The following is a 14,084-nucleotide window of genomic DNA, read 5'->3' on the forward strand; positions in this document are numbered from 1 at the left end:
CCCTACTTAATACCTGACATTGTAATTCCTTCTGTAAAATAACGTTGGAAGAAAATAAATATTAAAAATGTCGGTATGAATGAAATTGTTGCACCTGCCATTTCGACACCGAAGTTCCCTTCTTTTCCGAGCATCGAGGCAAGACCAACTGTAACTGGAAACATCTTTTCATTTGTTAAATAAATTAACGGCTGGAATAAGTCATTCCAGTTTGAAATAAAAGCAAAAGTTCCTACTGTCGCAATTACCGGGAATGATAGCGGCAAAATAATCTTGAAGAAGATTTGCCAGTCATTCGCCCCGTCAATATAGGCAGCCTCTTCCAAATCTTTCGGTATTCCCTGTAAAAATTGTCGTACTAAAAATACACCCATGATTGCCCATAATTCAGGTACAATTAATGCCCAATATGTATTAATCCATCCAAAGTCGGCGAACATAATATATTTGGGAATAATAAATAACTGTTGAGGAATCATGATGACTGCCATGAAAATCCAGAAGATTGCCTCTTTACCCCAAAATTGCTTTTTAGCAAATATATAACCGAGCAATGCCGCAAAAAGCATTTGAGTAATAACAGGAATGACAGTTATAACGATAGAGTTCCAGATCCATCGTATAAAAATCCCATTCGTAAAAATTGTTATATAGTTTTGGATTGATGGATTGGTCGGCAGCCAAAACAGCGGATCAATTTGTGCCTGTTTCACTTCTTTTAATGAACCGAACACCATGATGATGAACGGCATTATAAAAATGATTGCTAATATTGCTAATGCTGTATAAGAGATTACTTTTTTCATTTATCTGCTCCTTCCCGCACCAGCTTAATAATAATTTGGATCTTTCCCGATATATTTACGTTGTATTAACGAGATAATTAAAATGATAAAGAATAACACATACGATAAGACTGCTGCATAGCTCAAGTTCAAGCTTGTAAACCCTTGATGATATAAGTAATACACGATGGTCGTTGTTGAGTAGTTCGGTCCCCCATTCGTTAACAAGAACGCAGAGTCGAAAATTTGGAATGAACCAATCGTTGTTGTAATTGCCACGTAAAAGTGAATAGGCTTTAACATCGGGAATGTAACTTTCCAGAAGATCTTCCATGGACTTGCACCATCAATCCGAGCCGCTTCATACAATTGACGGTCGATGGATTGTAGTCCCGCATAATAGTAAATCATCGTTGTACCCGCTACTTTAAAAATACTTAATCCTGCCAAGACTAGAAGTGCCTGTGATGAACTGGATAAAAACAGCTGTGGGTTGATTCCGACAAAACCGATTAAATAGTTTATAAAACCATCTTCTGTACCGCGGAATAACCATCCCCAAATCCCTGCAATAATTACGAATGATGTAACAACAGGTAAGAAAAACAATCCTTTAAAAAAACCTGAAAATTTAACTCCTGAATTAATGATTACTGCTAAAATTAGGCCTAGTGCCATTGTTGGAACTATATAATAGATGGAAAACTTAACTGTATTCCATATTGCTTTCCAAGCGATTTCATCATCAAACAAACTTTTCCAATGTTTTAACCCGACAAACTCAGGGTCCCCAATAATTTTCCAGTCATGAAACGTTAAATAAAAACTTAAAGCAAATGGATAGATTTGAAAAATAAGAAAATGAATTATTACGGGAACGAGCACGACATAGACTAATAGATTTTTGTTTAACTCCCTCTTAATTCGTGCACTAAGTGATTGTTTAGAAGTTGTAGAGGTCACATGCCTCACCCTTTCTGTACTTGAAGTAATGAGAGAGTTTGATCTTCACGATCAAACTCTCCTTTAAAATTATTTGTTGATTACCTTATCAATTGCGTCTGCCGCTTTATCTGCAGCTTCCTGAGGAGATTGTTTACCTTCTAACATTGCTTGAATTTCTGCTTGAACTAAAGGCATAATATTACGCCCTTCTGGGTGAATCACACCTGGCTTCGCATACTCTGTGTAGCCTGCTAATTGAGCCATGTATTGTTGTGAATCAAAAATATCCTTCGCTTCATCACGTGTCGGGATATATTGTGTAATATTGTTGAATGTACGTTGGTTATCTGTATTTGTAATATACTTCATGAACTCTGCTGCGGCTTCAGGATTTTTAGAAATCGCCGAACCTACAAACATACCAACAGTACCGTAAGTTAATTGCTCTGCATCTTTTAATGGTGGAGCAATAACAAACTCAAATGGCTTCTCAGCTAATAAACGGTTTACCGAAATACCAGAACCATTTACAGCTAATAACTTTCCGCCGAAGTAAAGTGAGTCATGATCAAGCGCTGTAATTGAATCTTGCGGAATCCAGCCCTTTGTATACATTTCGTTAATTAATTCAAATGACTTAACCGCTTCAGGCTTGTTAATTAAGATGTTGTTTTCTTCATCAATTACATTACCGCCAGCTTGCCATAAAAATGGATAAAGCGTGTTATTTAAAGAACCTCCACCAGCATAGGAGAATGCATAATAACCAGCTGCTTTAGCTTTCTCAGCTAAAGCTTTGAATTCATCCCATGTTGTCGGAAGGCTGTTTTCATCTACCCCTAACTCCGTTAAAATATCTTTGTTATAAATTAATGACTCCGCTGTTTGTAAAATTGGCATTCCGTACTGTTTGCCTTTCCAACTTGTTGCTTCGATAGCAGTTGGTACAAAACCGCTTAAATCTTCATCTGTAACATATTGCGATATATCTAAAATTAATTGTTGTTCTGCATATTGTGGCATTTGGTCAGGAATTACATAGAATACGTCCGGACCTTGACCTGCCGCTAAAGCCGTTAAGATTTTTTGGTCACGATTTGCCCATGGAATTTGTTCGAAGTTTACCTTTACACCTGTTTCAGCTTCAAAATCCGATGCAAATGTTTTCCACATATCTCCTTCACCTGTTGAGCCATCTGTATAAGGGTGTGCCCAAACTGTGATTTCACCTGATAATCCTGAAGATTCTTCTGAATCTGTGTTAGCGCTTCCATTGTCCGTATTTGTATCCGCATCTGTTGATGTCGTTTCATCTTCGCTGCATGCAGCCATTACAACAGAAAGCACTAATACTAAAAATAGCAGTCCCAACTTTTTAAAAATTGTATTACTCATAACCCATCCCCCTTTTTATTTTTCCTTTGTATAAAATAGCGAAATAGCTATTTTTTCCAGACTACAAAAAATTTAGGAGGAACTCAAGTCCATTAAAAGACCTTAATTTAAATTGTACGATTTTTCAGATTTTTTATTTTATAATAAAGACAAGGGGGTTATTAACTTTATGACATTTTGGGACGGGTTTTACGATTTTGGTGTAAAGCTATTAAAAATAATTTACTTGAATTTTCTATGGCTATTTTTTTCTGCGATTGGACTTTTTGTTTTCGGAATATTTCCGGCGACGATTGCTTTATTTACAATTACAAGACAATTTCTTCTTAATATTGAGAAGCCGATTACAAAAACATTTTGGGAAGTCTATAAAACCGAGTGGCTTAGAGGTAATGGATATGCGGTAATTAGTTATATTATTGTGCTGATTTTAGCAATCGACTTTTATGCGATTTATATAGTGGATTCTTTATCATTCTTTCTCATACCAACTTTTATCATTGCCTTTTTAATTTTTGGAACTTTATTTTTCTTCTTTCCAGTGTATGTACATTTTGATTTAGCATTTTTGGCAATAATCAAACAAGCATTTTTATTTACGATCACTTCACCTTTCACGGTCATTTTAAATGCGTTATGTATCATATTGATCTATGGCATTTTCAATATTATGCCGGGTGCAATCCCTTTATTTGCAGGGAGTGTGCTTAGTTGGTTCGTTATGAAATTCTCTCTGCGTTCCTTTAAGAAAATTGAACAACGGAAAGTATCGGAGGCTGTAACATGATGAATGGACTGCACCCTGAACTCGTTGAAAGTATTGATCATAAATTAAAAAATTCTCGTACATTCGAGCAACTGATCATGAACAGAACATTTATCCATTATTCCGAGCAAAACTACCAACTTGAAAATTGTTTAATCGAAGAAATGATGATAGGAAATATACGAGTCATCCGGATACAGCCGAAGAATGCAGTACAAAATATGCCGGGCTTTATTTGGTTTCATGGCGGGGGTATGGTGTTCGGCAGTCCGGATGACAGCTTACCTTATGTAACAGATTTTGTACATAACTTCCAAGCGGTAGTGTTCATTCCGCAATATCGGCTCGCTCCGGAAAACCCTTACCCTGCTGCTTTAAACGACGGGTATGAGCTATTAAAGTGGCTAAGTGAACATGCAGGCGATCTGAATATAGATCTAACGAAAATTATCGTAAGTGGCGCCAGTGCCGGGGGAAACTTAGCATTGGCCGTAGCATTAAAAGCCCGAGATGAAAAAGGGCCAAAAATCGCGGCGGTTTTACCGTTGTATCCGATGCTTGATGCAAATGAAAGGTCATTTCATAAGAAATTTACCTCACCTGCTATTTGGAATGCCGAAAAAAACAGAAAAAGTTGGCTTGCTTATTTACCGGATCTTGAAAACATCCCACCTTATGCATCGCCTTTTTATGCAAATGTTGAAGGGCTTCCGCCGGTATATACGTTTATCGGAACGCACGATTTATTTTACGAAGAAGTATGTGAATTTGTGGATAAACTACAGCAGTCCCGTGTACAAGTTCAATTTGATATTTACCAAGGATGTACACACGGATTCGACTTGGAGGGAATACCAATTGCCCGTAAAGCTAAAAAACGGCTTTTGGATATTACATCAAAATTATTGAAGTAACCGCAAAATGGAGACCCGCAGGATTTTACGGATCTCTATTTTTTTATGCCAAACCACTATATGGATAGAGCAAATTATTCGGATACATAATATCTTTTTGATTTTTAACAAACATTGCTCCCTCATCGATGAGCAAATCTTGCATGACAGGAATCTTTAAATTATCCGGTGTAAAGCACAGTCTGATTTTTTCGGATTGAATCGGTAAGCAACCGAGTATTTCCTGTACATCAACCTGCTCTTTAGAAATCACATCGATTAACTCAGCATAATCGCTTGTTACATTCAAAATGACGAATGCCTGATACTTAGGAACATAGTAAATACAGTCCCGATATTGCATCAATGCATGGAACATCACGATATTTTCATTTTGAACCATACTCATTTTCTGACTGACTGGTTTTCTAAACACCGTTGTTTCATAAAATACATTTCTTGTAGGCTTATCATCCAGGTTCACTTTCTTCACTTCAGTATGAACCGTTTCAATATCTTTTTTATCCACAGTAAATGTAGATTGTATACGTGTTTCAAAACCAAACTTCGGATAAAAGCCCAATACTGTTTTATTTGCAAACAGGTATATGATATGTGCACTCACATGATCTTCCATCACCTTTTCCATAAGTTGACGGGACAATCCTTTCCCTTGGAATTTTGGATTTGTCATAACAGTCCCGATTTGAACAGCTTTATACTGCCTGCCATCCAAAATCATCGTCCCGATACTTGTAGAAACATTGGCCACTATTTCGCCATCCTCTTCAAACACATAGGGACAATATGTATCGTTCCAATACCCTTGCTCATCCCATTGTTCGAAATCCAGACCAAAAGTATCGTTTGCCAGTTTAAAGAAACTTTTTTTCAGCTCGGGGTTAAGGCGCACAGCCTCTCCTTTAATGAAATTCATTTCCACCCCTCCTTTTTAAATCTTACTATTTTCATAAATAATCTTCCCTTCTGAAACAGTTAATACAACATCCTCTTTTTCATTTACAATATAAAAATCAGCATCTTTGCCAATTTCAATTGACCCTTTTTCTTCATATAACCCTAACAATTTTGCACTGTTTGTTGAAGTCAGCTTAGCCAGTGTCACATCTGATAGTCCGAGCCACTCTTTCATATTCTTTCTGGACTTATTTAAATTGAGCGTACTTCCCGCAAGCGCATCACTTCCGACTAATTTACACAAGCCCTCTTCTACCCGAACTTGTTGTCCACCTAAATCATAAATACCGTCTGTTAATTCGGTTGCCCGCATACTGTCTGATATTAATATCATTCGGTCCTCACCAATCGTATCGTAAATAAAGCGAATCATATCCGAGTGAATATGAAAGCCGTCAGCAATAATTTCCAGCATACACTCACTTTGCAGTAAAGCGACCTGCAAGCCTGGCTCCCGGTGATGGATTGGCCTCATTCCATTGCAAAAATGAGTGGCATTCTGAATAAGCTGTTGTTCTAGCAATGCCTTTGTCTCAGTGTATTTGGCATCAGAATGACCAATTGATGCTACAATCCCTTTATTTTTTAAATATGTTGCAAGCTTATGGCCTTCATCTAACTCAGCTGCTAGTGTAATTAGTTTAATTTCGTTTTGGGAAGACTCATTTAGATGGTCAAATATTTCTACAGAAGGCTTTATTATAAACCGATCGGACTGTGCCCCTTTTTGAATCGGGTTAATGAAAGGACCTTCTAAATGTATGCCGGCAATTTTGGCACCTTTAACATTGTTCTTTGTATTGGCAATCGATTGTACAACATGCTCGATTTGTGTATCTGCCGCAGTCATCGTTGTTGCTAAAAAGGTAGTCACCCCGTATTTTGCAAGTGCCATACTGATCGTATTTAGACTGCTTTCAGTTCCGTCCATAACATCAGCACCGGACATTCCGTGAATATGCTGGTCAATCATTCCCGGCATCATTTTATACGCTGCCTTTGTTTCCACAAAATCGATTTGTACAGGCAATTCGTCTTTTTTACAAAACCGGACTATTTTTTTGCCTTCAATAACGGCATAACAATCTTCCTCTATCCGCTGTTCCCGGACAATTTGAAGTGGTCCAATACACCATGTTTTTTCCATGAACATTTCCCTCCTCTACCTCGCCTTTTATATTCCCCATTATTAGCCTATACTTGCCAATTTTCAAGAAAATTCCTTTTAAAATAAAACAAAGAGATGGGGATAGAAGTAGAATTATATTTGGATAAATACAAAACTCTTTATTAAGAAACGGATATTTTGGAAAATTGATTGGAATGAAGGGCGAGTGTTCGTGCTGACGGTATCACCTTTCGCACTGTTAAAATACCAGCTGACGGCTACGCCTTTCGCTACAAGCAAAGCTTCCTGCGGGAACAGCAAAATTTATTTTGCGACGAAAGCGTAGCGACAGGAGCACCGATGCCTGAAACGTTCGTGTAAGGCCGTGCCTGCAGAAAGCGTCCCGGAATGGAAATCAATTTTTAACGCTCAGCAAAAAAATGCTATTTTTCTCTATGAGAAAAATAGCATTTTTGGGTTATGTCCTACCCTCTTCTAAGAAAAAAATTAACGTTTATTAATTTCTTCCATTAAGATTTGGTTTGTTAATTGTGGGTTTGCTTGACCTTTAGAAGCTTTCATAATTTGGCCAAGAAGTGCTTTAATCGCACGGTCTTTACCAGCTTTGAAGTCTTCTACTGATTTTGCATCATTATCAAGAACAGTTGTTACGAAACCACGAATTACTTCCGGATCAGAAATTTGAACTAAGCCTTTTTCCTTCACGATTTTCGCTGCGTCTCCACCGTTTGTTACTAACTCAGTGAATACTTTTTTCGCGATTTTAGAAGAAATTGTACCGTCCGTAATTAATTTCACCATACCTGCTAAGTTTTCCGGTGTTAGGGCTGTATTTTTCAACTCTTTTTGTTCTGCATTTAAGTATGCAGAAATATCACCCATCAACCAGTTAGCTGATAATTTCGCATCAGCACCTGCATTTACAGTTGCATCAAAGAAATCGGAAATCTCTTTGTTTACTACGAGTACGTTTGCATCATAATCATTTAAACCTAATTCAGAAACATAACGTGCTTTACGAGCATCCGGTAATTCTGGAATCTCGTTACGTACGCGCTCTACCCATTCATCAGAAATTGAAAGACGTACTAAGTCGGGCTCTGGGAAGTAACGGTAATCATCTGTACCTTCTTTAACACGCATAAGGATTGTTTTACCTGTTTTTTCATCAAAGCGGCGTGTTTCCTGCTCAATAACGCCACCAGCCATTAATACTTCTGCTTGGCGGATTTCTTCGTGCTCTAAACCACGACGGACAAAGTTGAATGAGTTTAAGTTTTTAAGCTCAGTTTTTGTACCGAACTCTTCTTGACCGTATGGACGGATTGAAATGTTCGCATCACAACGAAGAGAACCTTCCTCCATACGTACGTCAGAAACGCCTGTATATTGAATGATTGATTTTACTTTTTCTAGATAAGCATATGCCTCGTCCGGAGTGCGGATATCTGGCTCAGAAACGATTTCAACTAATGGTGTACCTTGACGGTTTAAATCCACTAAAGAATAGCCGTCAGCATGCGTTAATTTACCAGCATCTTCTTCCATGTGAAGACGAGTAATACCGATTTTCTTTTTATAGCCTGGTGTATCACCTTTAGCTGGAATTTCGATTTCTACCCAACCGTTTTTACCGATTGGCTTATCAAATTGTGAAATTTGGTAAGCTTTCGGATTATCTGGATAGAAGTAGTTTTTACGGTCGAACTTAGTTTCTTGTTCGATGTCCATGTTTAATGCTAAAGAAGCACGCATAGCGTAATCTACTACTTGTTTATTTAATACTGGTAAAACGCCTGGATAACCAAGGTCGATTACTGTTGTATTTGTGTTTGGTTCCGCACCAAAGTGGTTTGGACTGCTAGAGAAGATTTTTGAGTTTGTTTTTAACTCAACGTGAATCTCTAAACCAATGACTGTTTCAAAGTTCATTTTATTTTACCTCCCATAATGCTGGAGTTTGTTTAGCGAAATCTGTTTGTTGCTCATAAGCATATGCCACACGGTAAAGTGTTTCTTCATCGAAATGCTTACCAATAATTTGTAAACCTAATGGTAATCCGTTTTCAAAACCGCATGGAACTGAAATTGCCGGTACACCTGCTAAGTTGATTGGAATTGTTAAAATATCGTTTGCGTACATTGTCAATGGATCATCAATGTTTGCGCCAATAGCGAATGCTGGTGTTGGTGCAGTTGGCCCAATGATTACATCGTAGTTTTCGAACACTTTGTCGTAATCGGCTTTAATTAAAGTACGTGCTTGTTGTGCTTTTTTGTAGTAAGCATCATACGTACCAGCTGATAAAGAATATGTTCCAAGCATAATACGACGTTTCACCTCATCGCCGAAACCTTCAGCACGAGATTGTTTGTATAGCTCTAATAAGTTTTTCGCGTTTTCTGAACGGTAGCCGTAACGAATACCATCGAAACGAGAAAGGTTTGAAGATGCTTCTGATGAAGAAAGAATGTAATATGCTGCTAATGCATATTTAGAGTGTGGTAAAGATACCTCTTCTACTGTAGCACCTAGGCCTTTCAATACTTCCAATGCATCAAGCACTGACTGTTTTGCTGCTTCGCCAACGCCTTCACCTAGGAATTCTTTTGGTACAGCAATTTTTAAGCCTTTAATATTACCGTCTAAAGCGGCTGCATAGTTTGGTACTGGCACATCTGCAGAAGTAGAATCCATTTCGTCTACACCTGAGATTGCTTCAAGTAATAATGCATTGTCTTTTACATTGCGTGTAATTGGTCCGATTTGGTCTAAAGAAGATGCGAATGCAACTAAACCAAAACGAGATACACGACCGTATGTAGGTTTCATTCCTACAACACCACAGTAAGCTGCTGGTTGACGGATTGATCCACCCGTATCAGAACCTAGTGAAAATGGTACTTCACCCGCTGCAACTGCTGCTGCAGATGCACCTGAAGAACCACCTGGCACATGCGAAAGGTTCCATGGGTTTTTAGTTGTTTTATAAGCAGAGTTTTCGTTAGAAGAACCCATTGCGAACTCATCCATGTTCAATTTACCAACAGTGACCATGCCTGCATCACGTAATTTTTTTACGATTGTTGCATCGTAAATTGGCATAAAGCCTTCCAGAATTTTAGAAGCACAAGTTGTTTCCAATCCTTCTGTTACGATGTTATCCTTTACGCCAATCGGCATACCGAATAATGGACCGCGCTCCTCAAAAGGAACTTGATCTAACTCAGCTGCTTTTGCAGTTGCTTGTTCTTTATTTAATGCTAAGAAAGCTTGTACTTCGCCGTCCAACTTTTCAATGCGGTCAAACGCTTCTTTTGTTAAATCCGCAATTGTTAGTTCACCCGACTTTAAGCTCTCTTGCAATTGTGCTGATGTGCGCTCAAATACTGTCATGCGAGTGGTTCCTCCTATTACTCCATAATTGATGGTACTTTAATTTGACCTGCTTCTTGTTCTTTTACGTTCAGCATTACTTTTTCAAGAGGTAAGCCTTCTTTTGCTACGTCCTCGCGAAGTACGTTCACTAAAGGTAAAACATGTGAAGTCGGTTCTACATTTGTTGTATCTAGTTCATTTAACTGCTCTGCGAAATCAGTAATTTTCCCTAGTTGTTCAGCAAATTTCTCTGCTTCCTCTTCTGTAATAGCAAGGCGAGCTAAGTGTGCTACGTGTTTTACTTCTTCTTTCGAAATGTTTGCCATTTGTTACACCTCCAAGTTATCGAATCAAATATACCTCGGCAAAATCGGATCATCCGCCGGGTCTATATGTGGAGTCAGTGATTGTTTTGGATACCCGCTGATTCTACATAAACCATGCCCATAATGATAACATTTTTCCTTGTAAAAATCTCCGCTTTAGGAAAAAATCCAGCAAACAATCCCCCACTTATGACGATTTTTCGCCAAATTAACGCATTAACGTAGTGAAGTAGAAATCCTGTGCAAAAAGAAAATACCACACTCGTAAAAGTATGGTATTTTCCGGGGGATTTTACTCATAAATATGAACAAAAGGCTTATCTTCATTCGGTTCTTTAATAATTAGCACTTCCGGTCCGTTAACAGAAGTAATACTCACCGAAATATACAGGTCAAGAGGTAAATGATTAAGCATTAAGCCGGTCAAATACTGTGTAAATCCTGTAATTTCAGCCGTTCCGTAAAACTGGATCGGGATTTCGATATCAAGCTTCTGAACTTTTTTGTTTTGATAAAATCCAGTAGCAAACACACTCGTGAAGTTCGAGAAATATTTGTCGACATCTTGCTTGAAGTTTTGGAAGTTCGTATTCAAGTCACGGTATACATCATCCGGCGAACTCATTGGGAAAGTAACGTATTTTTCATCGATTGCTTTCCACTCACCCAACTCTGTTTTTCCTTTATCCGCGAAGTTATAGTCAGTATATGTCCCCGGTACAATCGCATTTCTTTCAGCTTGTTTAAATAAACCAATGACAATCGGAACATCTGCCAGTTCCGGACGGGCACGCAAACGATTGATCACTTCCTGCGCTATTTTTTTACCTTCTGCTTCTATTTCCGCATCAGGGATTTTTTGTTCAAAAAACTCTCCATACTGCTCTTTTTGATAATAGTAAACTGAATTTAACGCTAAACCGATTGAAACACCAGCCAGTTTTACTTTGTTCTCATCTGTTTTTGTTAAATAATTTTGTTCCACAATATGTGCCAAATAAACCGGAGCTTCTGTCGCTTTTACAGTCGGATCCATTTCCTTACCTGTCGCCTCATCCACGCTTGACGGGTTTAGACCTTGGTACTCCGGTCCTTTGTCTTCTGTTTGGTTGGGACGGGCTAACCAGTATTTCAATGTTTGTTCATCTAAATACTGACCTTCTTGGAAATAGTAGTTTTCCGTATCGAAATGATTTTGCGAAATACGCATTAAGCCTGTTTCGACTTCCTTCATATCGTACTTCGTATAAATATTGGAAACAACTAAACCACGGCTTGCACTTTCCTTATAAGGAATTAATGTGCGATAAAATTTATCGTTTATTTGCATGTTCGGGATAATTGTTGTTTCCACCGCTTGTTCTGTATCTGATTCTTGCGTCAGTTCTGTATCAGGTGTGAGGTTTGGTGCACACGCTGACAACATCGCCGCTACAATTACCGCAGGTATCCAGCGATAACGTTTCATGAGAGCAAGTCCCCTTTACTATATTAATTGTTCGATTAGGCGCACTTCATCCCAAATTTCAATGCCTAAGCTTTGAGCCTTTTCAAGCTTCGAGCCTGCATCTTCTCCGACAATCACAAGATCTGTCTTTTTACTGACACTCCCTGCAACAGTACCACCTAACTGTTCTATTTTCGCCTTTGCTTCGTTACGTGTCAATTGCTGCAATTTACCTGTCAGTACAATTGTTTTTCCTGCAAAAGGATTTGCCCCTGCTTCCACGACAATTTTCTTGCCTTTATAGGACATATTTAAGCCAAATCCTTTTAGGCGTTCGATTAATTGTTGTACTTGCTCGTTTGCAAAATACGCTACAATCGATTCGGCCATTTTATCGCCAATTTCATGAATATCTTTCAATTCCTCTTCAGTAGCGACCATTAGTGCATCGATTGTTTCAAACTGAGCTGCCAAAATCTTGGCTGCTTTTTCCCCAACATGGCGGATGCCAAGACCGAATAGTAATCGTTCCAGGGAATTTTCTTTTGACTGAATAAGCGCTTCAACTAAATTCGTCGCTGATTTTTGTCCCATTCGCTCCAGGTTGATCAGCTGCTCTACTGTAAGTTCATATAGTCCAGCTACATCTTGAATATAGCCTTCGCGAAGCAGTTGTTCTACTACCTTCTCGCCAAGACCGTCGATATTCATTGCATTGCGTGATACGAAATGCTTCACACCTTCCGCAATTTGCGCAGGACATTGCGGATTCACGCAGCGCAATGCTACATCGGTATCAATACGTACCACTTCTTCATCACACGCAGGACAATGTGTCGGCATTTTATATGGGACGGCGTCATCCGGCCGCTGCTCCAGAACAACTCCCACAATTTGCGGAATAATATCCCCTGCTTTTCGTACGATGACCGTATCATCGATTCGAATATCCTTTTCACGGATCAGGTCTTCATTGTGCAATGACGCACGGCTCACAGTAGTCCCCGCAACAAGCACCGGTGTTAAAATCGCTGTTGGAGTAATAACCCCTGTGCGACCTACCGTCAGTTCAATATCCAATAATTTTGTTATAACTTCTTCAGCCGGGAATTTGTAGGCAATTGCCCAGCGCGGCGATTTTGCTGTAAAGCCAAGCTCATCCTGGTGGGCATAGCGATTCACTTTGATAACGATACCATCAATTTCATACGATAAATTGGGGCGCGCTTCTGTCCACTTTTCTATAAACGCCAAAACGTCCTCAATAGTTTCGCAATACTCACGTTCTTTATTTGATGGAAAACCTAGCTCCTCCAAATACTTGAGCATTTCCCAATGCCCGTCTATGCCATAGCTTTCTCCATTCCCGCCAACTGCATATATAAACGTCGATAAATTTCGGCTTGCCGCAATTTTCGGATCTAATTGACGCAACGATCCTGCTGCCGCGTTTCGAGGATTTGCAAATAGCTCCTCGCCATTTTCAGCACGACGTTCATTCAGTTTCTCAAAAGACTTTTTGGGCATATAGGCTTCGCCGCGAACTTCTAATGTCACTGGTTCTTTTAAACGTAAAGGAATGGCACGGATTGTTTTCAGATTGGCTGTAATGTCTTCCCCTACTGTTCCGTCACCACGTGTAGCACCTTGTACAAATATCCCGTTTTCATAGCGCAGAGATATGGCCAAACCATCAATTTTCAGCTCACATACATACGAGTAATTTTTACCGATTGCCTGCTCGATTTTCCGGTCAAAATCACGCAGATTTTCTTCATTGAAAGCATTCGACAAACTAAGCATTGCTGTTTCATGCGTTACCTTTTTAAAGCCTTCCAATACCATGCCACCGACACGCTGAGTAGGAGAATCAGGATAAATAAATTCCGGATTTGCTTCCTCTAATGCGATAAGTTCATGTAAAAGCTGATCATATACACTATCTTCTACTACCGGTCTATCCAATACATAATACGCATAGCCATACTCATGAAGAAGCTTGTTCAATTCCGCAATTCTTTGTTCTATTTCATTCATCAAA

12 protein-coding genes are annotated in these 14,084 nt (G+C 38.9%); 2 read left to right on the plus strand and 10 right to left on the minus strand.

Features of this window, described 5'->3' with window-relative positions; genetic code table 11:
* Nucleotides 1-2 precede the first annotated feature (2 nt).
* From AC6CH1_RS16130 to AC6CH1_RS16140, 3 genes are all read right to left on the minus strand, one after another.
* Nucleotides 3-806, minus strand: coding sequence for a carbohydrate ABC transporter permease (locus AC6CH1_RS16130; RefSeq protein ID WP_251690789.1), 804 nt, complete (start codon nucleotides 804-806; stop codon nucleotides 3-5).
* A gap of 24 nt (nucleotides 807-830) precedes the next feature.
* Nucleotides 831-1,748 carry a carbohydrate ABC transporter permease gene (locus tag AC6CH1_RS16135; protein WP_251690790.1) on the minus strand — a complete coding sequence of 306 codons (918 nt, stop codon included), beginning with the start codon at nucleotides 1,746-1,748 and terminating at the stop codon, nucleotides 831-833.
* Between the two features lie 69 nt (nucleotides 1,749-1,817).
* Nucleotides 1,818-3,125, minus strand: coding sequence for a sugar ABC transporter substrate-binding protein (locus AC6CH1_RS16140; RefSeq protein WP_251690791.1), 1,308 nt, complete (start codon nucleotides 3,123-3,125; stop codon nucleotides 1,818-1,820).
* Nucleotides 3,126-3,294: 169 nt separating this feature from the next.
* On the opposite strand from AC6CH1_RS16140, the gene AC6CH1_RS16145 reads away from it, so the two are divergent.
* Together AC6CH1_RS16145 and AC6CH1_RS16150 are read left to right on the plus strand one after the other, a co-directional pair.
* Nucleotides 3,295-3,912 (plus strand): YesL family protein, encoded by a 618-nt coding sequence (locus AC6CH1_RS16145; RefSeq protein WP_498318492.1) that lies wholly within the window; start codon nucleotides 3,295-3,297, stop codon nucleotides 3,910-3,912.
* The gene (locus AC6CH1_RS16150) at nucleotides 3,909-4,805 is read left to right on the plus strand and encodes an alpha/beta hydrolase (RefSeq protein ID WP_498318494.1); all 897 of its coding nucleotides are present in this window, start codon (nucleotides 3,909-3,911) and stop codon (nucleotides 4,803-4,805) included. The genes AC6CH1_RS16145 and AC6CH1_RS16150 overlap by 4 nt, the downstream gene beginning before the upstream one ends.
* A gap of 43 nt (nucleotides 4,806-4,848) precedes the next feature.
* On the opposite strand, the gene AC6CH1_RS16155 is transcribed toward AC6CH1_RS16150, so the two are convergent.
* The 7 genes from AC6CH1_RS16155 to ligA form a co-directional block, all read right to left on the minus strand.
* On the minus strand, nucleotides 4,849-5,721 hold the full coding sequence (locus AC6CH1_RS16155; protein WP_251690794.1) for a GNAT family N-acetyltransferase: 873 nt from the start codon (nucleotides 5,719-5,721) through the stop codon (nucleotides 4,849-4,851).
* 15 nt (nucleotides 5,722-5,736) lie between these two features.
* On the minus strand, nucleotides 5,737-6,909 hold the full coding sequence (gene nagA / locus AC6CH1_RS16160; RefSeq protein WP_498318496.1) for an N-acetylglucosamine-6-phosphate deacetylase: 1,173 nt from the start codon (nucleotides 6,907-6,909) through the stop codon (nucleotides 5,737-5,739).
* A gap of 468 nt (nucleotides 6,910-7,377) precedes the next feature.
* The gene (gatB, locus tag AC6CH1_RS16165; protein ID WP_251690796.1) at nucleotides 7,378-8,823 is read right to left on the minus strand and encodes an Asp-tRNA(Asn)/Glu-tRNA(Gln) amidotransferase subunit GatB; all 1,446 of its coding nucleotides are present in this window, start codon (nucleotides 8,821-8,823) and stop codon (nucleotides 7,378-7,380) included.
* 1 nt (nucleotide 8,824) lies between these two features.
* The gene (gatA, locus tag AC6CH1_RS16170) at nucleotides 8,825-10,288 is read right to left on the minus strand and encodes an Asp-tRNA(Asn)/Glu-tRNA(Gln) amidotransferase subunit GatA (protein WP_251690797.1); all 1,464 of its coding nucleotides are present in this window, start codon (nucleotides 10,286-10,288) and stop codon (nucleotides 8,825-8,827) included.
* Between the two features lie 17 nt (nucleotides 10,289-10,305).
* Nucleotides 10,306-10,596 (minus strand): Asp-tRNA(Asn)/Glu-tRNA(Gln) amidotransferase subunit GatC, encoded by a 291-nt coding sequence (gene gatC, locus AC6CH1_RS16175; RefSeq protein ID WP_079523753.1) that lies wholly within the window; start codon nucleotides 10,594-10,596, stop codon nucleotides 10,306-10,308.
* A 292-nt stretch (nucleotides 10,597-10,888) separates the two neighbouring features.
* Nucleotides 10,889-12,064, minus strand: a complete 1,176-nt coding sequence (locus AC6CH1_RS16180) for a CamS family sex pheromone protein (protein ID WP_498318498.1) — start codon at nucleotides 12,062-12,064, stop codon at nucleotides 10,889-10,891.
* Nucleotides 12,065-12,082: 18 nt separating this feature from the next.
* Nucleotides 12,083-14,080 carry an NAD-dependent DNA ligase LigA gene (gene ligA / locus AC6CH1_RS16185; RefSeq protein WP_498318500.1) on the minus strand — a complete coding sequence of 666 codons (1,998 nt, stop codon included), beginning with the start codon at nucleotides 14,078-14,080 and terminating at the stop codon, nucleotides 12,083-12,085.
* Nucleotides 14,081-14,084 lie beyond the last annotated feature (4 nt).

It is taken from the genome of Solibacillus sp. GQ1, from assembly GCF_059758555.1.

Bases quoted from the DNA above. Each gene is read 5' to 3' on its own strand.
- nagA (WP_498318496.1), bottom strand. From the start codon at position 6,909: ATGGAAAAAACATGGTGTATTGGACCACTTCAAATTGTCCGGGAACAG.
- gatA (WP_251690797.1), bottom strand. From the start codon at position 10,288: ATGACAGTATTTGAGCGCACATCAGCACAATTGCAAGAGAGCTTAAAG.
- AC6CH1_RS16140 (WP_251690791.1), bottom strand. From the start codon at position 3,125: ATGAGTAATACAATTTTTAAAAAGTTGGGACTGCTATTTTTAGTATTA.
- AC6CH1_RS16155 (WP_251690794.1), bottom strand. From the start codon at position 5,721: ATGAATTTCATTAAAGGAGAGGCTGTGCGCCTTAACCCCGAGCTGAAA.
- ligA (WP_498318500.1), bottom strand. From the start codon at position 14,080: ATGAATGAAATAGAACAAAGAATTGCGGAATTGAACAAGCTTCTTCAT.
- AC6CH1_RS16180 (WP_498318498.1), bottom strand. From the start codon at position 12,064: ATGAAACGTTATCGCTGGATACCTGCGGTAATTGTAGCGGCGATGTTG.
- AC6CH1_RS16145 (WP_498318492.1), top strand. From the start codon at position 3,295: ATGACATTTTGGGACGGGTTTTACGATTTTGGTGTAAAGCTATTAAAA.
- AC6CH1_RS16130 (WP_251690789.1), bottom strand. From the start codon at position 806: ATGAAAAAAGTAATCTCTTATACAGCATTAGCAATATTAGCAATCATT.
- AC6CH1_RS16150 (WP_498318494.1), top strand. From the start codon at position 3,909: ATGATGAATGGACTGCACCCTGAACTCGTTGAAAGTATTGATCATAAA.
- gatB (WP_251690796.1), bottom strand. From the start codon at position 8,823: ATGAACTTTGAAACAGTCATTGGTTTAGAGATTCACGTTGAGTTAAAA.
- gatC (WP_079523753.1), bottom strand. From the start codon at position 10,596: ATGGCAAACATTTCGAAAGAAGAAGTAAAACACGTAGCACACTTAGCT.